The following is a 26,422-nucleotide window of genomic DNA, read 5'->3' as shown; positions in this document are numbered from 1 at the left end:
CGCCCCGGACCGGACCGCTTTCGACACCACCTCAACCGGTCGGCCGCCCGACCCGCCAGGGGCTCCCGGCGCCGTCGCTCCGTGCCACGAGCGAGCCCCCGGCACCCGCCGTCGGCGTGAATCCTGCGACACCTGGGGACGGCTGACTGGGCACGTGAATCGTTGTACGCTCCGAAGACCGCCCTTGACCTGCAGAAAGCAGGCAGGGAGCAGACAGATCGGGAGTTTCTCCGTGTTGCGTACCTTGTTCAAGTCGAAGATCCACCGTGCCACCGTGACCCAGGCGGACCTCCATTACGTCGGGTCGGTGACCGTCGACGCGGATCTGATGGAGGCGGCCGATCTCCTGCCCGGTGAGCTGGTGCACATCGTGGACATCGACAACGGGGCCCGCCTTGAGACGTATGTGATCGAGGGGGAGCGCGGTTCCGGTGTGATCGGGATCAACGGGGCGGCCGCGCATCTGGTGCACCCCGGTGACCTGGTCATTCTCATCAGTTACGCGCAGGTCGAGGACGCGGAGGCGCGGACGTTCGTGCCGCGCGTGGTGCACGTCGACGGCGACAACCGCATCGTGGAGCTGGGAACGGACGCGTCCGCGCCGGTTCCCGGGAGCGACACGGTGCGGGGGCCGCACGCGGTGCCCGCGGCCGGTGTGGTGCCCGCGCAGGTCTGAGCCGAAGGAGAGCACCGGATGGCCGAGCCGGAGATCCGGGACGACCGGGCCAAGGGGCGTCTGGAGGCGTTCGAGGGGGAGACCTTCGTCGGCGTCGTCGTCTACTTCGTTCTCGATGCCGAGCCGCACGCGCTGGTGGCCGTCCACACGATCGTCGAGGACGGGCACGAGGGGAAGGGGATCGCGGGGGCGCTCGTGCGCCGGTTCTACGCGATCGCCGCAGGTGAGGGCGTACCCGTCGTGCCGCTCTGCCCGTACGCGGCCAAGTGGGCCGGACGTCACCCCGAGGAGGCGCCCGTGCCGCCGTCGGACGTGGTCCGCGCGGCGAAGCTCCAGCTCAAGGCCACCCCGGAACTGTGGTGACCGGGCGGGGTTCCCGGCCTGGACGGGCCGGGAGCCCCACCCGGTCACCCGCGCCGGGGGCCTTCCGGCCGTCCGGCCCGGGGGTCCGACCCGAAGCGGGATCCGGTGGGCGGGGGCCTGGACGGCGGGATCCGGTGGGCCGGGGCCCGGACGGCGGGATCCGGCGGGCGGGGGTCCGGGCGGCGGGCCACTCTGGGTAGGGACGAACCCGTCGACCGAGAGGTCCGTGATGACGCACCCGTACCCCGATCCGCTGCCTCCTTCGCCGATCCCGCCGCCGGTGCCCTCGCCACCGCCCGTGCCGCCGCCGAACCCGGTGCCGGTCCCGCCCGAGCCCGGTCCGCCGCAGCCCGGAGGGCCCGTACCGGAACCCGAGCCTCAGCCCCAGCCGGGCCCCGCCGGTCGGGGAGGGGCGTCAACAGGGAGGTGACACAAGAGGCTTGAGCTTCCGCGGAAGCCCTTGTCACGGAGCGTGCGCCACCCCTAACTTGGACGGCTGCTGCTGTGTTCAAGGGGGGCCCACCCATGGCCGTACGCGGACGTCACCGCCGCCACCAGCCGAGCCGGATCAACCGCGCCTCGCTCACCGTCACCGCGGGAGGCGCCGGAATGGCGCTGCCGCTCATCGGGGCGGGCGCGGTGCAGGCGGCCTCGCTCGATGTCTGGGAGAAGGTCGCGGCCTGCGAATCCTCCGCCAACTGGCGCATCAACACGGGCAACGGCTATTTCGGCGGTCTCCAGTTCAGCCAGTCCACCTGGGAGAGCTACGGCGGCACGCACTACGCGCCGCGCGCCGACCTCGCCTCCAAGGACCAGCAGATCGCCGTCGCCGAACGCGTCCTCAAGGGACAGGGGCCCGGTGCCTGGCCGGACTGCGGGCCGCGCGCGGGTCTCGCCCGCGGCGGGCCGGCGCCGGACACCACCGGTCCCGGCCGCACGGCGGCGGGCAAGCCGTCCGGCGGCGGGAACGCGCCCCGGGCCGCCTCCCTGCCGGGGCAGCGCGCCTTACCGGAGCGGCCCGCCAGGCCCGCCGGCCCGACCGACGTGCCGACCGTCCGCGAGATGTACACCGTGACCCCCGGCGACTCCCTGTCGACGATCGCCCGTGACGAACACGTCCGGGGAGGCTGGCAGGGCCTGTACGAGACGAACCGGTCGGTCGTCGGCGACGACCCCGACCTCATCCACCCCGGCCAGCGCCTCACCCTCCGCATCGCCGCGCCCCGGAAGGCGGACGACGCGAAGACCGACGTCCCGGCGAAGACGGCCCGGCCCGCCCAGACCGCCCGGCCCGCGCAGACGGCCAGGCCCGCGCAGACCTCTCCGCCGACCGGGGCGACCCGTCCCGGAGCCCCGTCCGCCAAGCCCCCCGCCACCCGGCCCACGGCCGGACACCCGGTGGCCAAGCCCGGGACGAAGCCCGGGGTGCAGCCGGCGCCGAGACCGGCGGCGAAGCCCGTGACGCGGCCCGCCGCCGGGACCGCCTCGCGACCCGCCGCGACACAGACCACCCGGCCCGCGTCCAAGCCGGTGTCCAGGCCGGCCGCGAAGCCGGTGACGAAGCCCGCCGCGAAGCCGGTGTCCAAGCCCGCCGCGAAGCCGGCCTCCCGACCCCGGCCCGCCGCCGACACCGACGAGGTCCGCTACTCGGCCCCTGTCTCCGCCGACATCGGAACCCGTTACGGCAAGCCCGGCAGCTCCTGGTCCAGCGGCTACCACACGGGCGTCGACTTCCCGGTCCCCACCGGGACGTCGGTCAAGGCCGTGGCCGGCGGCCGGGTCGTCTCCGCCGGGTGGGGCGGGGCGTACGGCTACCAGATCGTGCTGCGCCACGACGACGGCCGGTACAGCCAGTACGCGCACCTCTCCGCGCTCACGGTCCGGGAAGGCCAGCGGGTGCAGGCCGGTCAGCGCATCGCGCGCTCAGGATCGACCGGCAACAGCTCGGGACCGCATCTCCACTTCGAGGTGCGGACGGGTCCCGGGTACGGCTCCGACATCGACCCGCTGGCCTATCTCAGGGCCCGGGGCGTCAGCCTCTGACTCCCGGGCCACCTGCTGCCGGACGTCCGCGGGCGTCCGGACCTCCGTCCCCCGGGCGAGGTCCGGCCCCCGGGCCGCCCCGGACGCCGAAACCGGGGCCGCCGGTGACTCGGACGGTGCCTCCGCCGGCCCGCTCATCCGGTCCAGCATGAGCTGGACGAGTCCGCCCGTGGCCACCGCGCCGCAGATCAGGGCGGCGACGGCGCCGGCCGTGCCGTAACGGAAGCTCTCGCCGAAGAGCGTCAGGCCCACGGCCGCGGCGACGACCGGGTTGACCACGGTGACGGTGGCCAGCGGGGCGGCGAGCCCCGCGCCCCGGTAGGACGCCTGGGAGAGGAGCAGTCCCGTCACGGCGAGGGCCGACAGGACGAGCAGCGCCGGCCACTCGGCGAGCGGATCGCCGGGCGTCCACTCCTCGGCGACCGCCTTGGTGAAGACCGACGCGATGCCGAACGAGACGCCGGCCGCGGCGGCCAGGACGATGCTCCGCAGCACCGACCGGCCCACCAGGCGCGCCACCGTGAACAGGACGGCCACCGCGCCGAAGGTCGCCGCCGCGAGCAGCCACCGCTCGTCGTCGGCCGGCGCCTGTGCCTCGGCACCGCTGGTGAGGCTGAGCAGCCCGGCCAGGCCCGCGGTGGCCATGAGGGCGCCGCGCCAGGCCCGCCGTCCGGCCCTGCGGCCGACGAGGAGGGCCGACAGGGGCAGCGCGAAGACGATCGTGAGCGCGCCCAGCGGCTGGACCAGACTGAGCGGCCCGTAGGCGAGGGCGGCGACGTGCAGCGCCGCTCCGACGCCGTTGAGCATGACCGACCCCCACCAGGCCGGACTGCGCAACGGGGCGTAGCGGGGACCGGCGGCGGAGGCCGCGACCCGTTCCTGCACGATCGCAGCGGAGGCGTAGGCGACCGCCGAGACCAGGGCCAGGAGGACGGACAGCATGAGAGGACTCATACCTTCCACGATCTCTCTTCCCGGCCGATCGCGTCGTCGTACCAGGGGACGTCTTCGCATGTACCCCTGGCGCAGTACGTGGGCTCCGCGTACGCCTCAGGATGTACACCCGCGCAGGTCGGACCGGGTGGAAAGCGACTTTTCAGGTGCCCGGGACGGCCGTCGGGCAGCGCCCGGAACCGACCGTGGAATCGATTCCGGAACAAAGGGGCGCGCGCCTCGCGGCTACGGTGGGCGGCGAGCCGCGACGGCGGCTCCCTCCAGGCGCGGACGGGCCCGGACGGACGGCGGGGCGACAGGACCGGGGGCAGACGCGTGGATCTCGTCGAGAGCGGGTCGGTGGGCGGGTTCTTCGCCCTGCGCACCACCCCACCCGAGACCGGCGGGGCGCACCGTCCGCTCGCGGGGTCGTACGCGGGGCAGGACGGCCCCCTCACCGCGCGCGTGGACCGGGTCGCCGCCCGGCTCGGCGCCGGTGAGCGGCGCGTCGCGGCCTCGATCGCCCACCTCGGACTCGCGGCGCGGCTCTGGTCGGCGGCGCTCGGGCCCGCCGCGCTGTACGGCCGCTTCCCGGGCCTGGCACCCGCCGAGCTCCACTGGGACGGGGCCCTCGCTTCCCCCGACGACCTGTGGTGGTCCGGCTCGGAGACCCGCCCCGCCACCGTGGAGGACCTCACGGGGGCGGTCCTGGAGGCCCACCTCGTCCCGCTGCACGCGGCGCTGCGGCGCGACGGCGGGATCTCGCCCCGGCTGCTGTGGGGCAACGCGGGCTCGGCCCTCGCCGGCGCGCTGCGCGAGCTGACCCGGTGGGCGGCCGCCCACCGGCGGCCGGAGGCCGCCGAACGGGCCGCCGCGCTCGTCTCCGGGCTGCTCGCCCACCCCGACCTCGCCGGCACCGTCCGCGGCCCCCGGCTGCGCCGCGCCAGCTGCTGTCTGTACTACCGCTGTCCCGGGGGCGGGCTCTGCGGCGACTGTGTCTTCGACCACGCTCCCCGTACGGGTTTGGAGGCGCGGCCCCCCGCTCCGTAAAGTTGCTTCTTCGAAAGCCCCGTGAACGACGACGTACGAGCGAACGAGGAACCCGAAGGCCATGACGGTGACCGAAGAATTCCAGGACTACGGGCCGGGCGTCGACCCCGAGCGCCTGGCCGTCTGCCTGAGCGTCCTCGACGAGCTCGACAAGCTGGACGTCGACCACCCGGACGCGATCCTGGTCCGGCGGGCCACCGCCGGTATCTACCGGACCGTGAAGCAGCGCCGCCGCCAGGAGCGCCGGGCCTCCAAGACCGCCAACGACAAGGCGGTCACCGAGGCCACGGCCACCGGCTCCGCCCAGCGCATCGACGACGAGACCGAGGGCATCCTGCCCTCCTCGGTCACCGAGGAAGGCCGGATCGCCGGGATACTCCAGCGTCCGCGTTCCTGCTACGTCTGCAAGACGCGGTTCGTCGAGGTCGACTACTTCTACCACCAGCTCTGCCAGAACTGCGCCGCCGAGAACCGGTCCAAGCGCGAGGCCCGCGCCGACCTCACCGGCAAGCGCGCGCTGCTCACCGGCGGCCGGGCCAAGATCGGCATGTACATCGCGCTGCGGCTGCTGCGCGACGGGGCCCACACGACCATCACGACCCGCTTCCCCAAGGACGCCATCCGCCGTTTCAAGGCGATGGAGGACTCCGCGGACTGGATGCACCGCCTGGAGGTCGTCGGCATCGACCTGCGCGACCCGGCCCAGGCCGTGGCCCTCGCCGACCAGATGACCGAGGCCGGTCCGCTCGACATCCTCATCAACAACGCGACGCAGACCGTGCGCCGGCTGCCGTCCGCGTACGCCGCCCTGGTCGACGGCGAGAGCGCCGCGCTGCCGGCCGGCGAGCTGCCCGCCCACCACGTGATCGGCGCCTTCAACTCCGGCGCGGTCGGCGAGCTCGTCGGTTCGTCCGAGCTTCCCGCCGGCGTGCGCGACCTGGAGGCCCAGCAGGTCGCCGACCTCGCGCTCGTCGCGGGCAACGCCACCATCGCCAAGCACCTCGACGGCACCGCCATCGACGCGGGCGGCCTGGTGCCGGACGTCGTCGACTCCAACACCTGGGTGCAGAGCATCGAGCAGATCTCCCCGGTGGAGCTGCTGGAGACCCAGCTGTGCAACTACACGGCGCCGTTCATCCTGATCAGCAAGCTGCGTCCGGTGATGGCCGAGGCCGCGAGGAAGGCCGCCAGCGGGCGCTCCTACGTCGTGAACGTCTCCGCGATGGAGGGCGTCTTCAGCCGCGGCTACAAGGGCGCGGGCCACCCGAACACCAACGCCGCCAAGGCCGCGATGAACATGGTGACCCGGACCAGCGGCGAGGAGATGTTCCGGACGGACGGCATCCTCATGACCTCCGTCGACACCGGCTGGATCACCGACGAGCGTCCGCACTTCGACAAGCTGCGCCTCGCCGAGGCCGGTTTCCACGCCCCGCTCGACCTGGTCGACGGCGCGGCCCGGGTCTACGACCCGATCGTGCGCGGCGAGGACGGCGAGGACCTGTACGGCTGCTTCCTCAAGGACTACGCCCCCGCCAACTGGTAACCGGGCCGCACGGCCCCCTCGTCTGGAATGAGCGTTCTACCGATCGGTAGGGCGCTCATTCGACGTCTGTCACCCGAACGCGTCACACTTTGGAGCCCGGTAGAGCGCGGATCCGCTCATTTGGTTACTCTGATGTCCACGGTCAGCCACCGAGGAGACACACCATCCTCACGGCCGGCCTGGGGACTGGCCTGCCACCAAGGCCGCGGTCCCGCCCGACGAACGGCGCCACCGCGACCGACCGGCACTTGTCCCACAGGTACGCGACACAAAGGAGTGCGCGGTGACACCCGAACTGACGAAGCAGGATCCGCGACCGGCCGAACCCATCGACCGGCCCCGCCGGAAGGGCGAGCTGGGAAGCCTCGAAGTCTGGGCCCGCTCGGCCCCGATCCGGCTCGCGGGCTACGAGGACGACCTCGCGGAGCCCCACATCCTGCCCGGCATCGACTGAGCCGGTGCCCTGACCCAACCCCGATCGACCCCTGTGCCCCCAATCGCCGGAACCCGTGTTCCGGCGGCCGGGGGCACAGGCGGGACCGGGCGCGCGGAGCCCTCCGGCTCACCAACGGTCCGCCGGCTCCCGCAGCCGGGTCGGCGGCAGGTACTCCCGCAGTAGTGTCCGGTGCCACCAGGCCCCGGTCGTGCGCAGCTCGTGCCAGGTCGTGTACCGGTACCGGTAGAGCCGGGCCCGGACATGGGTCGGCGGCGCGTCGGGGAACGGATTGCGGGCGAGCAGCCGCAGGGTGTCCCGGTCGCCGTCGAGGAGCCGCTCGACGAAGGGCCCGAACCAGTCGCGCGCGTACCCGGGAGAGAGCGCCGCGAACCACATCAGCCAGTCGAGCCGCAGGTGGTACGGGGCGAACTGGCGCGGCAGCCGGCGCGGATCGCCCGGCTTTCCCTTGAAGCCGTACTCCCGCCAGACCGTGCCCCGGTGCGGTGCCGGGTCGTCGGTGCCCTCGACGACGATCTCGTCCCTGATCCGGCCGACGGTGCCGAACGCGCCATACGTGTTGACCAGGTGGAACGGGTCGTACGAGCGGTTCATCGCCTGGTGCCGGGAGAGCAGGTTGCGGACCGGGCGGTAGCTCCGGACCAGGACGAAGGCGGTCACCAGGGCGACGAGGACCACGTACCAGAGCGGTGGGTCCGGCTGCGGGTGCGCGCCGGTGAGCGGCGAGGCGTCCACGGCGGACAGCGCGAGCACGATGGTGAGCCAGTTGAGCCACGCGAAGTTGCCGGAGAGCACCAGCCACAGCTGGGTCGCCACCATGAGGCCGGCCGCGACCGTGGCGACCGGCTGCGGGGTGAACAGCAGGAACGGCACGAGCAGCTGGACGACGTGGTTGGCGGCCGCCTCCACCCGGTGCAGCGGGCGCGGGAGGTGGTGGAAGAACCAGCTCAGCGGGCCGGGCATCGGCTGGGTCTCGTGATGGTGGTACAGGCAGGTCAGGTCGCGCCAGCAGCGGTCGCCGCGGATCTTGATGAGCCCGGCGCCGAACTCGACCCGGAAGAGCAGCCAGCGCAGCAGGAACAGGACGAGCACGGGCGGGCCCGTGTCGTCGTTGCCGAGGAAGACGGCGAGGAACCCGGTCTCCAGGAGCAGTGACTCCCAGCCGAACGAGTACCAGGTCTGGCCCACGTTCACGATCGACAGGTACAGCGCCCAGAGCAGGAACCACAGGAGCATCGACACGGCCAGCGGGACCGCGTCCCCGGCGCCCGCCACGAGCGCGAGCGCCAGCGCGGCGCCGGACCAGGAGACCGCCGCGAACAGCGGGTCGGAGTAGCGCCAGTGGAAGAGCGAGGGGGTGTGGCGCGGGAGGGTCCGGCGCACGTACTCCGGGACCGGGAGCATGCCTCGCTCCCCGATCAGCGCCCTGAACTGGAGGGCGGCCGACAGGAACGCCACGCAGTACAGCCCGGCGAGGCCCCGCTGGAAGACGATCCGGCTCAGCCAGTGGTCGGGTGCGGTGAACCACTCCATCGCTTCCAGTATCGGCCCGGGATCACGTCCTGACGAGGCGCCGGAGCGTCCGGCCGAGACGGCGGGCGTACGCCAGCTGGAGCACGGGGATCACGGGCCCGGCGAGCCGGGTGTACCAGGCGGCGGGCCGGCTGAACGCGGTGACCGTGAACCGGACCGTGCCACCGGGCTCCAGGGAGACGATGAACGACTCCTCGCCGCGCTCCGGGTGCCCGGTCAGGGTGCCGTAGGCGAAGCCGGTGCGGTTCTCCTCGTACGCCGTCCACACCACCGAGCAGGGCGCGCCGAGCCGGACCGCGCCGACGCCCACCGACACCTCGAGGGAGACGCCGGGCTCGGCGCGGAGGGCCTCGCTGCGGACGCTCGCCCCCGAGCGGCGGTGCATCCGCCAGGTGGTGACGGCCTCGCCGGCCTTCTCGAACGCGGCGCGGCCGCTGCCGACGGCCACGCTGTGGCGCAGGTGGTGGTACCCGGCGGGCAGCGCCTCCGGGGTACGGGTGGCGCCCACCTCGGGGTAGGTGAGGGCCGGACGCGGGTGGGCGGGCCGGGAGAGGCCGCTGGTGAGACGGGTCATGCCGGGATCTCCGTTCGCGGGTGGAGGGGGAGGGCGGGGGCGCTCGGTGGTGCGGGGGGCCGGGCCGCGGCATCCGGCCCGGCCTCCGCCGGCACCCGGAGGCGGCGGCGGGCGAGCAGGGCGCAGACGGCGAAGCCGAGGGCGTTGCCCAGCCCGTGCGTGGCGGCCATCCAGGTCAGGGAGAGGTGCGGCAGGCCGGTCGCCTCGCCGAGCGCCCAGCTGAGCGCGAGCAGCATGGTGGCGACGAGGACGAGGGCGGAGACGGCGAGCAGTCCGCGGGTGAGGGGGTCCGCCGCGAGATCCCGGCGCTCCCGCAGGGTCAGGACGGCGACCGCGGCCATCCCGGCGGTCAGGACGGCGGCGCCCGCGAGTTCGGCCCAGTCGTCCACGAAGTAGCCGACGAGCACGAGCAGGGTTCCGGCCGGGACGCTGAGCGCGGCGCAGCGGGCCGCGGGGCCGTCGGAGGCGCGGCAGACGAGGCCGGCGACCAGGGCGGCGGCGAAGCCCGCGAAGTGGAAGTGCGGGACCGTCAGCGCGAGGAGCTTCAGGTCGAAGCCGAACAGCGGGTACGCGGCCCTTTCGGCGACCAGCGCGAGGCCGGCGACGGAGGGCGCGGCCAGCGCCGTGAGGACGGCGATCTCCCTCGGCGGTGTCCTGCCGGTCAGGGAGCGGGTGAGGAACAGCCGGGCCGGGGCCTGGAGCGCGAGCGCCAGGGTGGCGAGCGCGTAGACGGCGGCGAGCGAGGCGGCGAGCGCGGAGCGGGGGAGCCAGAGGGAGAGTGCCCCGGGGGCCGCGAGGAAGGGCCAGGCCCGGCGGAGCGGGTCCCACCCCGGCGGCCGGGGGCCGTCGAGGAGCGCGAGCCCCGTCGGTACGACCCAGAACATTCCGATCATGACGATCGGGGCCACCAGGACCGTCAGCGCCGTCATGCGTCATCACCCTCACTTGAACGCGTTCAACTGGCGAGTTGAGAGTAGGGCTTTTCTTGAACGTGTTCAAGTGGATGTCGGGTGGTGCGCCGGTCGTGCACGGACGGAGAGCGGGTGGGGCGGGGGCCTCCTGCCGACCGGGTGGCGCCGGACCCGGTCGGCCGCCCTCCGCTTGCGGCCCGTCACGCACTGCGACACACATGGAGGACTGGCCGGAGCCGGGCCGCCGGGCCCGGGGAGAGAAAGCGGGAGAACCAAGGTGCGCACCCCCTCGCGCCGGACACGGCGCGCCCCCGCCGCCGACCGGACGGCCCCGCCCGTCGCGGCGCGCTCCGCGGTCGCGGTGATCGCCTCGGCCCTGCTGCTCGCGGGCTGCTCGGCCGGCGGAGAGGATCCCGGTGGAGGCGGTGAACAGGCCGCGGCCTCCGTCGCGCGGGACATCGTCCTGCAGGCGGCCGGCGCCCGGGGCCCCGACCCCTTCACCGCCTCGACCGCCCGGATCACCGGACCGGCGTCGGCCCCGGACCGGGAACCCACCGAGGCGCCGCAGGCCCGCGAGATCGCCGGCTCCACCCCCGGGCTCTACGGCGGCACCCGCGCGGAGGCCAGCTGCGACGTCGAGCAGCAGGTGGCGCTCCTCTCCGCCGACCAGGGCAGGACCCGCGTCTTCGCCGAGGCCGCCGGCATCCCCGAGGTCAACGTCGGCGACTGGCTGCGCGGACTGACCCCGGTCGTCCTGCGCGCCGACGCCAGGGTCACCAACCACGGGTACCGCGCGGGCGGGGCCACCGCCTACCAGTCCGTCCTGCAGACCGGTACGGCGGTCCTCGTCGACCAGTACGGCACCCCGCGGGTCCGCTGCGCCTGCGGCAACCCGCTGCGCACCCCGGTCGAGGTCGAGGGGGGCATCCACCAGGGCGACCCCTGGGACGGGTTCGACCCCGACCGCGTCATCGTCGTCCGGCCGACCACCTCCGTCGTCGGCAGCCTGGTCATCGTCAACGCGGCCGACAGCAGCTGGATCGAGCGGCTCACCGGCAGCGACGGGGACCAGGACCGCAAGCCCGACGTCGAACCGGCCTGCGACCCGGACGCGTGCACCCTGGCCGACGCCGCCACCCCCGACGCCGCCACCCCCGACCCGGCCAGGCCCGACCCGGACTCCCCGGGCGGCCGCACCCCACCGGACCCGACCTCGCCGGACCCGGCCTCCCCGGACCCCTTCCCGCCGGGCCCCGTGTCCCCGGTGCCGCCGAGCCCGCCCCCCGCGGTCCCCGATCCGCCCGCCCCGCCCTCGGAGCCGTACCCGGAGGCCGACCCGTCCACCGACCCCGGCACGGAGCCGTACCCCGACCCGGGGATCGAGCCCCCCGTCGAGCCGCCCACCGTGCCGGACGGGGAGCTGCCGCCGGAGGAGGTCTTCCCGGCCGGGACCGTGCCGGATCGGCCGGAGGCGTTCGAGGGGTGAAACCGATCTTCATGGTGCGCGGGGGCGGAGCTGCGCCTAGCGTGGCCCCATGAGCGCGGGCGGAGGGGGCGGGGAAGCGGTCGGCGGGCTTCGCCGTGCGCCGGAGGAGGCGGCCGGCGGGGCCCGGATCCTGTACGAGTACGGCTCCGCCTTCCGGATGGGCGGCTTCGACTGGGACCTGCTCAGCGGCATCATGATCATGGACGACACCGCTCTCGAGGTCTTCGACATGGACCGTGCGGAGTACGACGACCGTCCCGAGTCCCTCGGCTCGCGGGTCCTGCCGGACGAGGGCACCCGTCTCGACACGATGGTGGCGCAGGCGCTCAAGGAGGGCAGCGACCAGTACGGCGCGTACTTCAGGATCCGCCGCCGCGACGGCCGCCACCAGTGGACCCACACCCAGGGCCTCGTCCACCGGGACGACACGGGCCGGCCCGTGCGGATCGTCGGCGTCCTGCGCGACGCCACCCACGAACTCAGCGAGTCCGCCGCCCGGCTCGGCCTCGACGAAGGGCGCCGGCAGCGCGCCGGCGTCGTCGAGGGCACCACGGCGGCCCTCGCCTATGCCCGGACCGTGCAGGACGTCATCGACCTGCTGAACGACTCGCACGCCCTGGAGCACTTCGGCGCCGCCAGCCTCGTGGTGGGCCTGCTCGAGGCCGGGCGCATCCACCTCGTCGCCGAGGGGCCCGACGGCGCCTTCGTGCCGGGTACCCGTTTCACCCGGGTGGACGAGCCGTATCCGATGAGCGAGGTGATCCGCACCCTGCGGCCGCGGTTCATCGACTCGGCCAGGGACTTCGCCGACTCCTTCCCGGTGCTCTGGCCGCACATCAGCGGGCTCGGCATCACCGCCGCCGCCTATCTGCCGCTCATCGCCCAGGCCCGGCCGATCGGCGCCCTCGGGCTGCTCTACAGCGACAAGACCGGCTTCAGCGAGGACGAGCGGACCCTGCTCGTCGCCCTCGGCAGCAGCATCGCCCAGAGTCTCCAGCGGGCCATGCTGTACGAGCAGGAGCACGACCTCGCCGAGGGTCTCCAGACGGCCATGCTGCCGCGCCGCATCCCCGAGGTGCCGGGTGCCCAGACCGCCGTCCGGTATCGTTCGGCCCGGCTCGGCCGGGACATCGGCGGCGACTGGTACGACATCATCCCGCTGCCCGGCGGGCGGGTCGGCGCCGTCATCGGCGACGTCCAGGGCCACGACACCCACGCGGCGGCCGTCATGGGCCAGCTGCGGATCGTGCTGCGCGCCTACGCCGCCGAGGGGCACCCGCCGGCCACGGTGATGGCCCGGGCCTCGGTCTTCCTGCACGAGCTGGACACCGAACGCTTCGCCACCTGCACCTACGCCGAGGTCGACCTGGCCACCGGGGTCGTCCAGGTGGTCCGGGCCGGCCATGTCGACCCGTTGGTGCGGGAGGTCGACGGCAGCTGCCGCAGGATTCCGGTCGAGGGCGGGCTGCCGCTCGGACTCTCCGCCGAGTTCGGCAGGCTCGACTACCCGGTGACCACCCTGGACCTCGATCCGGGACAGACCCTGATGCTCTACACGGACGGACTGGTCGAGAAGCCGGGAGCCGACCTCGACGAGGGGTTCGAGTGGCTCACCTCCCTGGTCAAGCGCGGCCCCGGCGACCTCCAGCAGCTCGCCGACCACCTCTGCGACGTGGTCGCCGACCGCGGCGGCGAAGACGACGTGGCGATCCTGTTGCTGCGGCGTGACGGCGGGTACGCCGTACCGGCCGGGCGGTTCCGGCAGCACGTGGCGCAGAGCGATCCGGAGGCGCTGAGCTCGGCCCGGCACATGGTCAGGGCCGCCGTGCGGGCCTGGGGCGCGGAGGAGCGCGCGGACGAGATCGAGCTGGTCGCCGACGAGCTGATGACGAACGCGCTGATGCACACGGACGGCGGGGCGATCGTGACCCTGCGGATCCTGGCCGGGCCCGTGCGGAGGCTTCGGGTGGAGGTGGAGGATCGTTCCAGCGCTCTGCCCCGGCGCCGTGAGGCGGGGGAGGCCGGGGTGTCCGGGCGGGGGCTGCTGCTCGTCGAACGGATCTCCGATGTGTGGGGCGTGGAGTCGAGGGGTGGAGGCAAGTGTGTGTGGTGTGAGTTCACCTTGGAGCGTTGAGCTTGTTAACTGAGCGTGAACTGATCGTACTTGACCGTAACTGTCGGTACGCGATTGACTTCAGGCTCCCGCCTCTCCGCGCAGGACGTGAGGACACCCTTGAGCAGCAGCGAGCTACTGGCCACCGAACCGCCGGCCACCGAACCGACGGCCCCCGAGCTGCCGGCCTTCGAGCCACCGGCCCCTGAGCTACTGGCCCCGCTCGACCTGGCCTTCTGGCACCTGGAATCCACCGACCACCCCCTCCACCTCGGCGCCCTCGCCCACTTCGGGCCCCCGCCCGCCCCGGCCGGCCGGCATCCGTCGGACGTGCGGGAACTGCTCGCCCGCCGCGCCGCCGCCGTCCCCCGGCTCCGGATGCGCGTCCGTGACGTGCTCTTCCCCGTCGGCGGCGCCGCCTGGAGCGCCGACCCGGACTTCGACGTACACCGTCACGTCCGCGAGATCGTCCTGCCCGGCGCCGACTTCCCCGCCGAGGCCGCCCGGCTCGCCGCCGAGCTGATGGAACGCCCCGTGGAGCGCGGCCTGCCGCCGTGGGAGATGTACCTGCTCAGCGGCGCCCCCGACGGCTCGTTCGCCGTCCTCGTCAAACTCCACCACGCCCTCGCCGACGGCATGCGGGCCGTCGCCATCGGGGCCGGCATCTTCGACGAGATCGCCGCCGCCCGCCGCCCCGCCCGCCGCCCCCGCCCCGTGCCCCCGCGGTCCTGGCTGCCCGGACCCGGCAGGCTCCTCGGCATCGCCCGGGACCGCCTGGGCGACCTCGGCAGGGCCGTCGAGGTCGGCGCCTCGGTCGTCGGCTCGTCCGTCGTCCGCGCCGGCCGCCCCGCGGCGGCGTTCGTCGCCCACTCCAGCGGCACCCGCCGGGTCGCCACCGCGACCCTGGACCTCGACCGCGTCCAGCGGATCCGCCGCGCCACCGGCGGCACCGGCAACGACGTCCTCCTCGCGGTCACCGCCGGGGCCCTGCGCCGCTGGTTCGAGGGGCGCGGCCTGCCGCTCCCCGGCGCCGACCCCCGCGCCCTCGTCCCGGTCTCCCGCCGCCGTCCCGGCACCCCGCCCGGCCCCGGGAACAGCCTCTCCGGCTACCTCCTCGACCTGCCGGTCACCGAAGCGGACCCGGCCGCCCGGATCGCCGCGGTCCGCCGCGCCATGGACCGCAACAAGGCCGCCGGCCCCTCCCGAGGAGCGGGCGCCGTCGCCCTCCTCGCCGACCAACTGCACCCGCTCGCCCACCGCTTCGGCGCCCCGCTCGCCTCCGGCGCCGCCGGGCTCCTCTTCGACGTGCTCGTCACCCAGGTGCCGCTGCCCCGCGCCGCGCTCTCCCTCGGCGGCGCCCCGCTGCGCGCCCTGTTCCCGATGGCCCCGCTGGCCCGCGGCCAGTCCCTCGCCGTCGCCATGTCCCCGTACGGCGGCCAGGTCCACATCGGCCTCGTCGCCGACGGCCAGGCCGTCCCCGACCTCGACGCGCTGGCCACCGCGCTCGGCGCCGAACTCGACCTGCTCGACCCCCCGTAAACCCGGCGGCACGGCGCCTGACGCGCGCCCCGGCCGGCCGTGCGGCAGGGTGGAGCCATGCCCGAACTCCCCGAGGTGGAAGCGCTGCGCGAGTTCCTCGACACGCACCTGGTGGGCAAGGAGCTCGCCCGCGTCCTGCCCGTCGCGATCAGCGTCCTCAAGACGTACGACCCGCCCCTGGGAGCCGTCGAGGGCGCCGAGGTCACCGCCGTCGGGCGGCACGGCAAGTTCCTCGACCTCACCACCGAGGGACCGGCCGGCGAACTGCACCTCCTGATCCACCTGGCCCGGGCGGGCTGGCTCCGCTGGCAGGACCCGCTGCCCTCCGGCCCGCCGAAACCCGGCAAGGGCCCGCTTGCCCTGCGGGCGGCGCTCACCGGCGGCGACGGCTTCGACCTCACCGAGGCCGGCACCACCAAACGCCTCGCCGTCCACCTGGTCCGCGACCCCCGGGACGTGCCGGGCGTCGCACGCCTCGGACCCGACCCGCTCGCCGCGGACTTCGGCCCCGACGACTTCGCCACCCTCCTCGCCGGCGAACAGCGCCAGATCAAGGGCGCCCTGCGCGACCAGAGCCTCATCGCCGGCATCGGCAACGCCTACAGCGACGAGATCCTGCACGCCGCGAGGATGTCCCCCTTCAAGCCCACCCGGAACCTCACCCCGGACGAGACCACCGCCCTCTACACGGCGATGCGCAGCACCCTCCGCGAGGCCGTCGACCGCTCCCACGGCGTCGCCGCAGGCAGGCTCAAGGCCGAGAAGAAGAGCGGCCTGCGCGTCCACGGCCGCACCGGACAGCCCTGCCCCGTCTGCGGCGACACCATCCGCGAGGTCTCCTTCAGCGACTCCTCGCTCCAGTACTGCCCCACCTGCCAGACCGGCGGGAAACCCCTCGCCGACCGCCGCCTGTCGAAGCTGCTCAAGTAGCGGGCCGGGCCCGCGCGCCGAGAGCGCCCGGGCCCGCGCACTACACTCCGCCGCATGCTGCGCGTACTGGCCGTCGACGACGAGGAACCCGCCCTCGGGGAGCTGCTCTACCTGCTGCGCGCCGACCCCCGCGTCCGCACCGCCGAGGGCGCGGGCGACGCCACCGCGGCCCTGCGCAGGATCGGGCGCGCCCTGGAGTCCGGACCGGACGGCGACGGGGGCATCGACGTCGTCTTCCTCGACATCCACATGCCCGGCCTCACCGGACTCGACGTGGCCCGGCTGCTCGCCGGGTTCGCCCGCCCGCCGCTCGTCGTCTTCGTCACCGCCCACGAGGGCTTCGCGCTCCAGGCGTTCGACCTGAAGGCCGTCGACTACGTCCTCAAACCGGTGCGCCGCGAGCGCCTCGCCGAGGCCGTCCGCCGGGTCCACGACCTGGTGCACGCCACCGCGGCGCCCGCTCCCGCGGCCCCCGAGCAGATCCCCGTCGAACTCGGCGGCGTCACCCGGTTCCTCCCGGTCGACGACATCGCGTACGCGGAGGCCCACGGCGACTACGCCCGCCTCCACACCGACCACGGCAGCCACCTCGTCCGCATCCCGCTCTCCACCCTGGAGGAGCGGTGGGCCGCCCGGGGCTTCGTCCGCATCCACCGCAGCCACCTGGTGGCCCTCGCCCGGATCGACGAACTCCGGCTCGACGGCGGCGCCACCTCCGTCCGCGTCGGCGGGACCGACCTCGCCGTCAGCCGCCGCCACGCCCGCCACCTGCGCGACCTCCTGATGCGCCGGGCCGGCGGCTGACCGCCCGTACGTCTACCGCGGCCGGGGCCCGCTGCGTAGACTCCACGCGTCCGCCGGGCCGGTGAGCCGCCCGGGCGAGCCGTCGGAAGTCGTCGAGAGAGGCGGGAGCGGACCCCGATGTCCGAGCACCACCCCCCGCGCAGACCCCGGCGCGAGACCGTCACGTACGCCTCCGCTCACGGCGCCCGAGCCGTGCCGGGACCGGCCGCACGGCGGCCCGTCCACCCGCCGGCCCGCTCCGAGATCGACGAGCAGACCACCCTCGGCCACACCTACGTCCGCTCCCTGATGCGCAGCCAGCTCCGCGCGGCCCTGACCGCCCTCGGCGCGCTCGCCCTGCTCGTGGGCTCGCTGCCGCTGCTGCTCGCGCTGCCCGCGCCCGAGGCGCTCGTCTGGGGCGCCCTCGGCTTCGGCGTGTACCCGGTCATCTGGGGCATCGCCCACTGGTACGTCCGCCGGGCCGAGCGCAACGAACGCGACTTCACCGGCCTCGTCGAGCGGTGAGAACGGTGAACCGCCCCGCATGAACCAGACCCACGCCGTCGTCGCCGTCACCGCCGTCGTCCTCGCCACCGTCCTCATCGGCGCCCTCGGCCTGCGGATCTCCCGCACCACCTCCGACTTCTACGTCGCCTCGCGGACCGTGCGGCCGGGCCTCAACGCCGCCGCCATCAGCGGCGAGTACCTCTCCGCCGCGTCCTTCCTCGGCATCGCGGGCCTCGTCCTCGTCCAGGGCCCCGCCATGCTCTGGTACCCGGTGGGCTACACCGCCGGATACCTCGTGCTCCTCGTCCTGGTGGCCGCCCCGCTGCGCCGCTCGGGGGCGTACACCCTCTCCGACTTCGCCGAGGCCCGTCTCCAGTCCCCCCAGGCCCGCCGGCTCGCCAGCCTCTTCGTCGTCGGCATCGGCTGGCTCTATCTGCTGCCGCAGCTCCAGGGCGCCGGACTCACCCTGGAGATCCTGACCGGCGCCCCCGACTGGGTCGGCGGGCTGCTCGTCGCGCTCGTCGTCACCGGCACCGTCGCCGCGGGCGGCATGCGCAGCATCACCTTCGTGCAGGCGTTCCAGTACTGGCTGAAACTCACCGCCCTGCTCGTCCCCGCCCTCTTCCTGCTCACCGCCTGGTACGGGGACGGCGCGCCCCGGGCCCGCTTCGATGCCCCCGCCGTGCTGCGCGGCCACACCGTCGTCCGGGTCGCCGACACGGTACGGATCGGGCTCGACGACCCGCTCACCGTCACCGTCACCGGCACCGTCGACTCCGTCCCGTACGAGGACCGGGCCGTCACCCTCGTCCCCGGCACCCACCACGTCCTCGGCGGCACCACGCTCTCCTTCGCCCCGGGCGCGCCCCTGCCCGAGCGGTCCGCCAGCGGCTCCGACCCCCTCGGCTGGTCCCAGCCGCTCGCCGGCGGCCGCGACGGACACCAGCTCTACGCCACGTACGGGCTGATCCTGGCGACCTTCCTCGGCACCATGGGCCTGCCGCACGTCGCCGTCCGCTTCTACACCAGCCCGCACGGCCGGGCCGCCCGCCGCACCACCCTCGTCGTCCTCGGCCTCGTCGGCGCCTTCTACCTGCTGCCCCCGCTGTACGGCGCCCTCGGCCGGATCTACGCCCCCGAACTCGCCCTCACGGGCTCCGCCGACGCCGCCGTCCTCGTCCTGCCCGACCGCATCCTCGGCGGACTTCTCGGCGACCTCCTCGGGGCGCTCCTCGCCGGCGGTGCCTTCGCGGCCTTCCTCTCCACCGCCTCCGGACTCACCATGTCCGTCGCCGGCGTCCTCACCCAGGACGTCCTGCCCTCCCGGGGCGTACGCCACTTCCGGCTCGCGACCCTGCTCGCCACCGCCGTCCCGCTCGCCGTCGGGGTGGTCGCCTCCAAGGTGCCCGTCGCCGACGCCGTCGGACTCGCCTTCGCGGTCTCCGCCTCCTCCTTCTGCCCCCTGCTCGTCCTCGGCATCTGGTGGCGGCGGCTCACCCCGCCCGGCGCCATGGCGGGACTCCTGCTCGGCGGCGGCTCCGCCCTCGCCGCCGTGATGGCCACCCGGGCCGGTCTCGCCCCCGAGGGCTGGCCGCACACGCTGATGGCCTGGCCCGCCGTCTGGTCGGTCCCCCTCGGCTTCCTCACCATGGTGCTCGTCTCGCTCGCCACCCCCCGCCGGATCCCGCCCGGCACCCCCGCCCTCCTCGCCCGGCTCCACCTCCCGGAGGAGTTCACCGGAACCGTCCCCGCCCAGGAGGCGCGCCGATGAGCGGAACCGTCGCCACCCGGGAGGCATGCCGATGAGCGGCATCGCCCTGGCCGCCGCGGTCGCCACCGGGGCCGTGCTGCTCGCCGCGGGCTTCGTGCTCGGGCGGCTCGCCGCCCGGCGCGGCGGCCGGGCCGCCGATCCCGGTCTCGGCACCCCGGTCGAGCGGGCGACCTTCCACACCCTGCACACCGCCTCGCTGGCCGCGCCGCCGCTGCGTGCCGGACTCACCGAGGAGACCGCCCGCAGGGCGGCCGGCACCCTCCGCTCGCTGCTCGGCACCGAGGCGCTGTGTCTCACCGACCGGGGCGCGGTCCTCGCCTGGGACGGCCCCGGCGAGGACCACCACCGCGCGCATGTGCCGGAGGAGGCGGCCGAGACGCTGGCGACCGGCCGCAGCCGCTCGGCTCCCACCGGCTGCGCCGACCCCGCCTGCCCGCTGCGCTGGGCGGTGATCGCCCCGCTCACGGCAGAGGACGGGGTCCTCGGAGCGCTCGTCGCCTACGGCTCGCGGGAGTCGGCCGTCCTGGTGCGGGCGGCGACGGAGGTGGCCCGCTGGGCCTCCGTACAACTGGAACTGGCCGAGCTGGACCGGTCGCGCACCAGGATCGTGGAGGCCGAGATCAGGGCCCTGCGCGCCCAGATCTCGCCGCACTTCATCTTCAACTCCCTCGCGGCCATCGCCTCTTTCGTCCGCACCGACCCCGAGCGGGCCCGGGAGCTCCTCCTGGAGTTCGCCGACTTCACCCGCTACTCGTTCCGCAGGCACGGCGAGTTCGCCCAGCTCGCCGACGAACTGCGCTCCATCGAGCAGTACTTGGCGCTGGCCGGGGCGCGGTTCGGGGACCGGCTGAAGGTGACGCTGCAGATCGCCCCCGAGGTGCTGCCGGTGACCCTGCCGTTCCTCTGCCTCCAGCCGCTGGTGGAGAACGCGGTCAAGCACGGCCTGCAGGACCGTGAGCGGGGCTGCCGGGTCACGATCGCCGCCCGTGACGCGGGCGCCGAGGCCGTGGTGACCGTCGAGGACGACGGCATCGGCATGGACCCGGAGGTGCTGCGCGCCGTCCTGCGCGGCGAGCACCCGGCCGGCTCCGGCATCGGCCTCTCCAACGTGGACGAGCGGCTGCGCCAGGTGTACGGCACGGAGCACGGTCTCGTCATCGAGACGGGGCTCGGCGCCGGGATGAAGGTGACGGTACGCATCCCCAAGTACCGCCCTGGGGTGCACCGTTCGGCGCCACCGGCCTGACCGGCGGGACGCCCGGCCGGTCAGCGCAGGTGCAGGGAGAGATGGGCGAGCGGGAGGCCCAGCTTCCAGGCGGGCAGCCAGACCTGTTCGTCCTCGTCGACGGGCGAATCGGGATCGCCGGCCGTGCGGCCGTCCAGGTCGGCGGCGCGTACCCAGGTGTCCCGCAGCCGGCGCCAGGCGCTCTGCGCGAGCGCCAGGTCGGGTGCGTCGCCGTCGACCGCGCGCCGGGCGGCGAGCCGTTTCTCGACCCAGGGCGGCCAGGGCCGGTCGTACGCCGTGTGGCGCAGCCACTCGTCGACCCCGTGGGCGGCCCACGCGCCCGCCGGTCCCCCCGGCTCCGCCGAGAGGTGGACGGTGAGGGCCAGGGTCTGGAGGCCGGCCCGGTACTCCAGTGAGCCGGGCGCGACGAGCGCGGCGGCCCGCAGCACCTCGTCGGCCAGGTACTCGGCGCACAGCCAGGCCATCGGGACGGCGAGTCCGCCGCCACTCGTGCCGCCGGCGCCGTTCGTGCTCTCGGGCAGCAACGCTCCCACCTTCTCCCGGACGTCGGGGTCCCGGACGTCAGGGCCCGGGGGAGAGCCTCCTCCGAGAAGGGCCCCCGCGGGTCCCGCTTTGCTCAACTCGCCCGTGTGGTTTCGGATACGTTCTCCGGCCGGATCGGTGCCGGTGAGGTTCCTGATGCCAGGCGTTCCGAGAGAGGCGTGAGGGGCGGGTGGGGCCGGGCTCAGCCGAGGAGCGCGTACACGGCGGTGGCGTGGGCCGCGGTCTCCTCCGTGCCCTCCGCGGTCATGGTGATGTCGGCGAAGGCCATCCGCTTCCCCGCCTTGGTCAGCCGGGCGTGCACCAGGACGTCCGCGCCGACGACCGCCCGCTGGAAGCTGATGGACTGCTGGACGGTGGTCATCGGCACGAAGCCGCCGCGGGCCGCGGCCACCGCGATCACCGTGGCGGTGTCGGCGGCGGCCATCAGGGCCTGGCCGGAGAGGCCGCCGCCCTCCCGGGCGAGCCGGTCGGACCAGGGGAGCCGGAGCACGGCCCCCGTCCCGTCGACGGAGGCGACCGAGAGCCCCAGATCGAGCACCCAGGGGGCGAAGTTGTCGGCGAGGACCTGTTCGGCGGCGGCGAGTGTCAGCGTCACGGCGTCATTGTGGGGCCCCGGCCCGGGGGCGGGCAACGCCCGCGCGGCGCGGCGGCCGGTAGCCGGGCAGCGAGCGGCCGAGCTGGCGCAGCGCGTAGTGCGAGCGGGACTTGACGGTCCCGGCGGGGATACCGAGCTCGACGGCGGCCTCGTTGACGGTGAGGCCGTGGAAGTAGAGGCGGACGAGCACCGCCCGGTGCTCGGGGCTCAGCCCGCGGACGGCCGCCCGTACGTCGAGCGCGGCCTCGGCGGTGGCGGTGGCGTCGGCCGGGTCGGGCGTGACGGCCAGGACGCCGTCGCCGATCTCGGTCGGCCGGGCGAGCCGGGAGCGGCGGGCGTCGATGGCGAGCCGGCGCGCCACGGTGAAGAGCCAGGGCCGGATCGAGGCGTAGGCGTCGTCGAACGCCTCCGGGTGGAGCCAGGCCCGCACCAGGGTCTCCTGGGCGAGGTCCTCGGCCCGCTGCCGGTCGCCGTAGGTCAGTCCGAGCAGGAAGGAGAGCAGTGCGGGGCCGTGGTCCCGCTGCAGTTCCTCCAGGGTCCGTTCGTCGGTCGTCGCCGTCGTCATGCTGCCCACCTCTCCCGCGGCTCGTCGTCCGGGCCGTATACGAGCGCATTCGGAAGGCGAGGGACAGGGACCGGACAGCGGTCTGCGACGAACGGTCGCACCGAGCGGCGAATGGTACGGCGAGCGGTCAGCCGGAGCCGGTGCGTCCGATTCAGCGGGGTTCGTGGCCCTCCACGGCCTTGACCCTTGACTGGGGCTTTTCCGGGAGCTCAATTCATCAGAACAGGTGTTCATCAGATGAGTTGGGTGGAGTGCCGAACATGACCTCACGCACCAGACCGGCGGGGGTGGCGGCGCTCACCGTCCTCCTGCTCGCGGCGGCGACCGGCTGCACCGACGGGAGCGGCGGCGGCCCGGGCGGTGGGACACCCACCCCCGGAACCACGGCCGGACCACCGGGGGCGGCGCGCCCCGAGGCCCCCTCCGCGGCACCGGGCGGTGCCTCCGCCCCCGTCGGATTCACCCTGGTGGCCTCCGGCGACGTCCTCCCGCACGACTCGATCATCCGCCGCGCGGCCGAGGACTCCGGAGGTGGGGGATACGACTTCCGCCCCATGCTCTCGGGCGTGAAGCCCGTGGTCTCGCGGGCCGACATCGCCCTCTGCCACATGGAGACCGTGTACGGGGAGGAGGGCGGGCCCTACACCGGCTACCCCGCCTTCAAGTCGCCGCCCGAGGTCGCCGCGGCGCTCAAGGCCACCGGGTACGACTCCTGTTCCACCGCCTCCAACCACACGCTCGACGACGGGGCGGACGGCCTCGGCCGCACCCTCGACGCCCTCGACAAGGCGGGCGTCCGCCACGCCGGCTCGGCCCGCACCGCCGAGGAGGCCGCGCGGCCCGCACTGCTCAAGGCCGGCGGCGCCACCGTGGCCCAGCTCGCCTACACCTACGACACCAACGGCTACCCGCTGCCCGAGGGCCGGCCCTGGGCCGTCCAGCTGCTCGACGAGAAGAAGGTCGTCGCCGACGCGCGCGCCGCCCGGGCGGCCGGCGCGGACGTGGTCGTGGTCAGCGTCCACTGGGGCACCGAATGGCAGACCGAGGCCGACGAGCGGCAGCTCTCCCTCGGCCGTGCGCTGACCGCCTCGCAGACCGGGGGCCGCCCGGACATCGACCTGATCATCGGCACGCACGCCCACGTCCCGCAGGCGTACGAGAAGGTCAACGGCACCTGGATCGTCTACGGGATGGGCGACCAGATCGCCGGCGACATGATCAACCACGAGGGCGCCTACGACCCGCGCGGCAACCAGGGCACCCTCGGCCGCTTCACCTTCGCCCCGCCGCGCGCGCCCGGCGGGCGCTGGGAGGTCACGAAGGCCGAGTTCATCCCCCAGTGGTTCGACACCGCACGCGGCCGGGTGGTCAACCTCGCCGCCGACGGCGGCGACCCGCACCGCGCCGAGATCCGCGAGACGATCCGGCAGGTGGTGCTCAGCCGCGGCGCCGGCAAGGACGGCCTGGTGATGGGGAGGTAACCGGGCCGGTCCCAGAGTATCGGCTCATCGGGTGTTTTCGGACAGGCATCCGGTGTCGGTGAGGTACGTGAAGGCTCGCCCGTATGAACCATTGGTCATGAAAAAGGATCAGATGACCAGTGGGCGTCGGACGGTGCTGCGCCTTGCCGCCGCCCTCGGCGCCACCGCCACCGTCGGCGTCCTCGCGGCCGACCGGTTCGCCACGCCCGAGCCCGCCTCCGGCGCCGCGTCCGCGCCCCAGGGCGCGTCCGCGGTCGGGCGCGGAGGGGCGGCGACACCCGGGCCCGCCGCAGGACCGCAGGCCGCGGCGGCCCGGCTGCGCCCGGCGGCGTACCGGCTCCAGCCGATGACGGCCTACGCGCCGCCGGCGTTCCGGCGCGCGGTGCCGCCGGTGCGGCAGCGGCCCTTCCTCAGCATGTCGGGAGTCGGCCGCTCGATGGTGCTGACCTTTGACGACGGTCCCGACCCCCGCTACACCCCCGCGATCCTGGAGACCCTGCGCCGCTACGACTGCCGGGCGATGTTCTTCGTCTGCGGCGAGATGGCCGTCGACAACCAGGACCTGCTGCGGGAGATGGCCGAGGACGGTCACGTCGTCGGCAACCACTCCTGGTCCCACCCGCTCATCCCCAAGCTGCGGCCCTCCCGCATCCGCGACGAGCTCGGCTCCACCAGCGAGGTCGTCGAGCGGACCCTGGGCACGGCCCCGCTCTGGTACCGGGCCCCCTACGGCGCCTGGAACCGGCACTCCTTCGAGATCGGCGCCGAGCTGGGCATGGAGCCGCTCGCGTGGACCGTCGACACCCTGGACTGGAAGGAGCCCGGTACCGACAGCATCGTCCGCCGCGTCCTCGACGGCGCCGCCCCCGGCACCGTGGTCCTCTCGCATGACGCGGGCGGCAACCGCTCCCAGAGCGTCGCCGCGCTCCGCCGCTACCTGCCCGAACTCCTCGACGCCGGCTACCACATCACCGTCCCCCGGCGCTGACCGCGCGGGTACGGCGGAAGGCCCCGGCACCTCGCGTGCCGGGGCCTTCCTGTGCGCGTGGCGACGAGCGCGTGGCGACTAGCGCGCGCCGACCATGCGTGCGTAGACGACGACGTTCCCGTCATAGCCACGCGCGCGCGAATAGCCGCCGCCGCAGGTGATCACCCGGAGTTCCGGCTCCCCGTTGTCGGCGTAGACCTGCACGCCGGGGAAGTTGTCCTTCGCGTACACCTCGACGCCGTAGATCTCGAAGACCGCGACCCGGCCGTCGTACCGCTCGACCTCGATGTGCTGGCCCTTCTGGAGCGAGCCCAGCCCGTAGAAGACCGCCGGGCCCTTCGCGTTGTCGACGTGGCCGACGATGACGGAGGTGCCGCGCATGCCGGGGGCGATGCCGTTCTGGTACCAGCCGGCGAGGTTGGGGTCCTCCGGGGGCGGGGCCGCCACCCAGTCGTCCGAGTCCAGGCCCACGTCCATGACGGGGGCCGCCACCTGGATCGCCGGGATCTTGATCCGGGACGCCGGTGCGAAGGGCAGCGGCTCCAGACCGGTGTTCGCGGCGGGTGGTGGCGGGGCGACCGGGTGCGCCACCGGCCGGGCCGCGGCGGCGGGCTGAGGCGGCCCGAGGGCGACGTCCACCCCGTTGCGCATCATCGCGAGCCCGGACAGCATGGCGAGGGCCAGGACGCCCCAGGGGCGGCGTCTCCTGCGCTGGAAGACGCGGAAGTCCTTCGGGGGCATGGTTCTCCCTTCTCGGCGTCGTCAGAACGGTATGGGCCGTCGCGCGGGCCGTCGCGCCGGACGGCGCGAACGGGTGGGGGGCCGCCGCCGGACGGGTGTCCGGCCCGCCACCGGGGGTGCGGGGGGAGGCTCTCGGCCGACCTCGGCGGAGGCGAGCGGGGAGCCTGCGCGTGAGTGAGCGCGGAAGCGGGCGCTGGAGCGAACGCCGAAGCGGGCGCGGGGCGCAGCCGGGTGACAACCGGGCTGACCCATCCGAGTAATCGTCAGATAAGCATCCTGAACGGCTGTGACCTGCGGTTACGTTGCCTCAGGGGGTCCCTTCCCCGACGTGTCGCCTCACCGGGGTGGCCCAGCGTCGACATGCACGGCTCGCACCGACTTGTGATGGTTCGTCATGGAAGGCGTACTCGTCGAATCTCCCGGAGCACCGCTTTGGGGCGTCTTCCACAGGAGGTTCAACCATGCGTGCTGCACGCACTCTGGCGGTGACGGCGACCGCGTTCGCGGCGCTCGGACTCGCGGCCCCTCTCGCCACCGCCACCAACGGGCCCAGCAACGTGACGGTCATCCCTCTCCAGGCCGAGCGGGGCGGAGACGGTTCCAACGGTGTCACCGTGTCCCCCTTCGCGGTCCACCAGGGCGCGATCCTCACGATCACCGTCCGGGGCTGCGCCGGTGGCACGGTCACGTCGAACGCCTTCCCGACGACCACGCTCCCCGCCGCCGTCAACGGGGTCTCCACCGCCACTCCCCGCATCTTCGACCACGCCACGCCCGGCCAGTACAACCTGGCCGTCCAGTGCAACGGCCGTACGCTCACCCAGCCGTTCCGGGTCCTGGCCGGCCAGGGCGCGCAGGGTGGCCTCGGCGGCTCGATGGCCCCGAGCTCCGCGGAGATGGCCATCGGCGGTTCACTCGTCGCCGCGGCCGCTCTCGGCGGCGGAGTCTTCATCGCCCGCCGCCGGCGCGTGACCGGCGCGGCGGTCTGACCCTGCCGAGCCTCCCGGTCGGCCGGTTGTGCCCGTCGCCCCCGAGTCCCCACCGGGACCCG

General features: G+C 74.4%; 25 protein-coding genes. 17 read left to right on the top strand and 8 right to left on the bottom strand.

The window, feature by feature from the left end; genetic code table 11:
* Window positions 1–232: 232 nt before the first annotated feature.
* From panD to ACFVZH_RS02010, 3 genes are all read left to right on the top strand, one after another.
* Entirely contained in the window at window positions 233–676 is a 444-nt protein-coding gene (panD, locus tag ACFVZH_RS02020) for an aspartate 1-decarboxylase (protein ID WP_384891663.1), read from the top strand.
* An 18-nt stretch (window positions 677–694) separates the two neighbouring features.
* Entirely contained in the window at window positions 695–1,039 is a 345-nt protein-coding gene (locus tag ACFVZH_RS02015) for a GNAT family N-acetyltransferase (RefSeq protein ID WP_384891661.1), read from the top strand.
* Window positions 1,040–1,564: 525 nt separating this feature from the next.
* Window positions 1,565–3,082, top strand: coding sequence for a transglycosylase family protein (locus ACFVZH_RS02010; protein WP_384891659.1), 1,518 nt, complete (start codon window positions 1,565–1,567; stop codon window positions 3,080–3,082).
* On the opposite strand, the gene ACFVZH_RS02005 is transcribed toward ACFVZH_RS02010, so the two are convergent.
* The gene (locus tag ACFVZH_RS02005; RefSeq protein WP_384891656.1) at window positions 2,963–4,036 is read right to left on the bottom strand and encodes a DMT family transporter; all 1,074 of its coding nucleotides are present in this window, start codon (window positions 4,034–4,036) and stop codon (window positions 2,963–2,965) included. The two genes, ACFVZH_RS02010 and ACFVZH_RS02005, sit on opposite strands and share 120 nt — an antisense overlap.
* A 315-nt stretch (window positions 4,037–4,351) precedes the next feature.
* Here ACFVZH_RS02005 and ACFVZH_RS02000 point away from each other — a divergent pair, with 315 nt between their 5' ends.
* The 3 genes from ACFVZH_RS02000 to ACFVZH_RS01990 all read left to right on the top strand — a co-directional run bounded on the left by ACFVZH_RS02000 (window position 4,352) and on the right by ACFVZH_RS01990 (window position 7,065).
* The gene (locus ACFVZH_RS02000; protein WP_384891653.1) at window positions 4,352–5,065 is read left to right on the top strand and encodes a (2Fe-2S)-binding protein; all 714 of its coding nucleotides are present in this window, start codon (window positions 4,352–4,354) and stop codon (window positions 5,063–5,065) included.
* 61 nt (window positions 5,066–5,126) lie between these two features.
* Window positions 5,127–6,611: an SDR family NAD(P)-dependent oxidoreductase gene (locus ACFVZH_RS01995; RefSeq protein WP_384891652.1), complete on the top strand. Its 1,485-nt coding sequence runs from the start codon at window positions 5,127–5,129 to the stop codon at window positions 6,609–6,611.
* Between the two features lie 283 nt (window positions 6,612–6,894).
* Window positions 6,895–7,065 carry a hypothetical protein gene (locus tag ACFVZH_RS01990; protein ID WP_384891649.1) on the top strand — a complete coding sequence of 57 codons (171 nt, stop codon included), beginning with the start codon at window positions 6,895–6,897 and terminating at the stop codon, window positions 7,063–7,065.
* Between the two features lie 108 nt (window positions 7,066–7,173).
* Here the strand turns inward: ACFVZH_RS01990 and ACFVZH_RS01985 are convergent, their stop codons facing one another.
* From ACFVZH_RS01985 to ACFVZH_RS01975, 3 genes are read right to left on the bottom strand one after another with little or no spacing between them, the layout of a single operon-like run.
* Window positions 7,174–8,598, bottom strand: coding sequence for a lipase maturation factor family protein (locus ACFVZH_RS01985; protein WP_384891645.1), 1,425 nt, complete (start codon window positions 8,596–8,598; stop codon window positions 7,174–7,176).
* Window positions 8,599–8,620: 22 nt separating this feature from the next.
* Window positions 8,621–9,172 carry a DUF1990 family protein gene (locus ACFVZH_RS01980; protein ID WP_384891643.1) on the bottom strand — a complete coding sequence of 184 codons (552 nt, stop codon included), beginning with the start codon at window positions 9,170–9,172 and terminating at the stop codon, window positions 8,621–8,623.
* Window positions 9,169–10,092 carry a YndJ family protein gene (locus ACFVZH_RS01975; RefSeq protein ID WP_384891736.1) on the bottom strand — a complete coding sequence of 308 codons (924 nt, stop codon included), beginning with the start codon at window positions 10,090–10,092 and terminating at the stop codon, window positions 9,169–9,171. Before ACFVZH_RS01975 ends, ACFVZH_RS01980 begins: the two co-directional genes overlap by 4 nt.
* Window positions 10,093–10,360: 268 nt before the next feature.
* Here ACFVZH_RS01975 and ACFVZH_RS01970 point away from each other — a divergent pair, with 268 nt between their 5' ends.
* The 8 genes from ACFVZH_RS01970 to ACFVZH_RS01935 all read left to right on the top strand — a co-directional run bounded on the left by ACFVZH_RS01970 (window position 10,361) and on the right by ACFVZH_RS01935 (window position 20,458).
* Window positions 10,361–11,569, top strand: coding sequence for a DUF6777 domain-containing protein (locus ACFVZH_RS01970; protein WP_384891640.1), 1,209 nt, complete (start codon window positions 10,361–10,363; stop codon window positions 11,567–11,569).
* Window positions 11,570–11,726: 157 nt separating this feature from the next.
* Entirely contained in the window at window positions 11,727–13,703 is a 1,977-nt protein-coding gene (locus ACFVZH_RS01965; RefSeq protein WP_384891734.1) for a SpoIIE family protein phosphatase, read from the top strand.
* Between the two features lie 159 nt (window positions 13,704–13,862).
* Entirely contained in the window at window positions 13,863–15,221 is a 1,359-nt protein-coding gene (locus ACFVZH_RS01960; RefSeq protein ID WP_384891732.1) for a wax ester/triacylglycerol synthase family O-acyltransferase, read from the top strand.
* Between the two features lie 57 nt (window positions 15,222–15,278).
* Window positions 15,279–16,151 (top strand): Fpg/Nei family DNA glycosylase, encoded by an 873-nt coding sequence (locus ACFVZH_RS01955; protein ID WP_384891637.1) that lies wholly within the window; start codon window positions 15,279–15,281, stop codon window positions 16,149–16,151.
* Window positions 16,152–16,205: 54 nt separating this feature from the next.
* Window positions 16,206–16,955: a LytR/AlgR family response regulator transcription factor gene (locus tag ACFVZH_RS01950; protein ID WP_384891636.1), complete on the top strand. Its 750-nt coding sequence runs from the start codon at window positions 16,206–16,208 to the stop codon at window positions 16,953–16,955.
* Between the two features lie 117 nt (window positions 16,956–17,072).
* Window positions 17,073–17,459, top strand: a complete 387-nt coding sequence (locus ACFVZH_RS01945; RefSeq protein WP_384891634.1) for a hypothetical protein — start codon at window positions 17,073–17,075, stop codon at window positions 17,457–17,459.
* A gap of 19 nt (window positions 17,460–17,478) precedes the next feature.
* A complete protein-coding gene (locus tag ACFVZH_RS01940; RefSeq protein ID WP_384891631.1) occupies window positions 17,479–19,212 on the top strand; it encodes a cation acetate symporter in 1,734 nt (577 codons plus the stop codon).
* Between the two features lie 31 nt (window positions 19,213–19,243).
* Window positions 19,244–20,458, top strand: a complete 1,215-nt coding sequence (locus ACFVZH_RS01935) for a histidine kinase (RefSeq protein WP_384891628.1) — start codon at window positions 19,244–19,246, stop codon at window positions 20,456–20,458.
* A 20-nt stretch (window positions 20,459–20,478) separates the two neighbouring features.
* Here ACFVZH_RS01935 and ACFVZH_RS01930 read toward each other — a convergent pair whose 3' ends face one another.
* The 3 genes from ACFVZH_RS01930 to ACFVZH_RS01920 all read right to left on the bottom strand — a co-directional run bounded on the left by ACFVZH_RS01930 (window position 20,479) and on the right by ACFVZH_RS01920 (window position 22,161).
* Entirely contained in the window at window positions 20,479–20,982 is a 504-nt protein-coding gene (locus tag ACFVZH_RS01930) for a hypothetical protein (protein WP_384891626.1), read from the bottom strand.
* A 200-nt stretch (window positions 20,983–21,182) separates the two neighbouring features.
* Window positions 21,183–21,596: a PaaI family thioesterase gene (locus ACFVZH_RS01925; RefSeq protein WP_384891624.1), complete on the bottom strand. Its 414-nt coding sequence runs from the start codon at window positions 21,594–21,596 to the stop codon at window positions 21,183–21,185.
* Between the two features lie 4 nt (window positions 21,597–21,600).
* A complete protein-coding gene (locus ACFVZH_RS01920) occupies window positions 21,601–22,161 on the bottom strand; it encodes a sigma-70 family RNA polymerase sigma factor (protein ID WP_384891621.1) in 561 nt (186 codons plus the stop codon).
* A gap of 260 nt (window positions 22,162–22,421) precedes the next feature.
* Here ACFVZH_RS01920 and ACFVZH_RS01915 point away from each other — a divergent pair, with 260 nt between their 5' ends.
* Both ACFVZH_RS01915 and ACFVZH_RS01910 read left to right on the top strand, forming a co-directional pair.
* On the top strand, window positions 22,422–23,642 hold the full coding sequence (locus ACFVZH_RS01915) for a CapA family protein (protein WP_384891618.1): 1,221 nt from the start codon (window positions 22,422–22,424) through the stop codon (window positions 23,640–23,642).
* 112 nt (window positions 23,643–23,754) lie between these two features.
* A complete protein-coding gene (locus tag ACFVZH_RS01910) occupies window positions 23,755–24,630 on the top strand; it encodes a polysaccharide deacetylase family protein (protein ID WP_384891615.1) in 876 nt (291 codons plus the stop codon).
* 78 nt (window positions 24,631–24,708) lie between these two features.
* Here ACFVZH_RS01910 and ACFVZH_RS01905 read toward each other — a convergent pair whose 3' ends face one another.
* Window positions 24,709–25,371, bottom strand: a complete 663-nt coding sequence (locus tag ACFVZH_RS01905) for a class F sortase (protein ID WP_384891612.1) — start codon at window positions 25,369–25,371, stop codon at window positions 24,709–24,711.
* A gap of 461 nt (window positions 25,372–25,832) precedes the next feature.
* Between ACFVZH_RS01905 and ACFVZH_RS01900 the strand changes: the two genes are divergently transcribed.
* Window positions 25,833–26,360 (top strand): hypothetical protein, encoded by a 528-nt coding sequence (locus ACFVZH_RS01900; RefSeq protein WP_384891609.1) that lies wholly within the window; start codon window positions 25,833–25,835, stop codon window positions 26,358–26,360.
* The last annotated feature ends 62 nt before the right edge of the window (window positions 26,361–26,422 follow it).

Origin of the sequence: Streptomyces sp. NPDC059534, assembly GCF_042743475.1 — a bacterium.
Lineage (GTDB): Bacteria > Actinomycetota > Actinomycetes > Streptomycetales > Streptomycetaceae > Streptomyces.
The sequence above is the reverse complement of the archived record's forward strand: the minus strand, read 5'-3'. Positions and strand labels throughout refer to the sequence as shown.

Coding starts and splice junctions, on each gene's coding strand:
- ACFVZH_RS02015 (WP_384891661.1), top strand. CDS start 695: ATGGCCGAGCCGGAGATCCGGGACGACCGGGCCAAGGGGCGTCTGGAG.
- ACFVZH_RS02010 (WP_384891659.1), top strand. CDS start 1,565: ATGGCCGTACGCGGACGTCACCGCCGCCACCAGCCGAGCCGGATCAAC.
- ACFVZH_RS02005 (WP_384891656.1), bottom strand. CDS start 4,036: ATGAGTCCTCTCATGCTGTCCGTCCTCCTGGCCCTGGTCTCGGCGGTC.
- ACFVZH_RS01995 (WP_384891652.1), top strand. CDS start 5,127: ATGACGGTGACCGAAGAATTCCAGGACTACGGGCCGGGCGTCGACCCC.
- ACFVZH_RS01985 (WP_384891645.1), bottom strand. CDS start 8,598: ATGGAGTGGTTCACCGCACCCGACCACTGGCTGAGCCGGATCGTCTTC.
- ACFVZH_RS01980 (WP_384891643.1), bottom strand. CDS start 9,172: ATGACCCGTCTCACCAGCGGCCTCTCCCGGCCCGCCCACCCGCGTCCG.
- ACFVZH_RS01965 (WP_384891734.1), top strand. CDS start 11,727: ATGGGCGGCTTCGACTGGGACCTGCTCAGCGGCATCATGATCATGGAC.
- ACFVZH_RS01955 (WP_384891637.1), top strand. CDS start 15,279: ATGCCCGAACTCCCCGAGGTGGAAGCGCTGCGCGAGTTCCTCGACACG.
- ACFVZH_RS01950 (WP_384891636.1), top strand. CDS start 16,206: ATGCTGCGCGTACTGGCCGTCGACGACGAGGAACCCGCCCTCGGGGAG.
- ACFVZH_RS01945 (WP_384891634.1), top strand. CDS start 17,073: ATGTCCGAGCACCACCCCCCGCGCAGACCCCGGCGCGAGACCGTCACG.
- ACFVZH_RS01940 (WP_384891631.1), top strand. CDS start 17,479: ATGAACCAGACCCACGCCGTCGTCGCCGTCACCGCCGTCGTCCTCGCC.
- ACFVZH_RS01935 (WP_384891628.1), top strand. CDS start 19,244: ATGAGCGGCATCGCCCTGGCCGCCGCGGTCGCCACCGGGGCCGTGCTG.
- ACFVZH_RS01920 (WP_384891621.1), bottom strand. CDS start 22,161: ATGACGACGGCGACGACCGACGAACGGACCCTGGAGGAACTGCAGCGG.
- ACFVZH_RS01915 (WP_384891618.1), top strand. CDS start 22,422: ATGACCTCACGCACCAGACCGGCGGGGGTGGCGGCGCTCACCGTCCTC.
- ACFVZH_RS01910 (WP_384891615.1), top strand. CDS start 23,755: ATGACCAGTGGGCGTCGGACGGTGCTGCGCCTTGCCGCCGCCCTCGGC.
- ACFVZH_RS01905 (WP_384891612.1), bottom strand. CDS start 25,371: ATGCCCCCGAAGGACTTCCGCGTCTTCCAGCGCAGGAGACGCCGCCCC.
- ACFVZH_RS01900 (WP_384891609.1), top strand. CDS start 25,833: ATGCGTGCTGCACGCACTCTGGCGGTGACGGCGACCGCGTTCGCGGCG.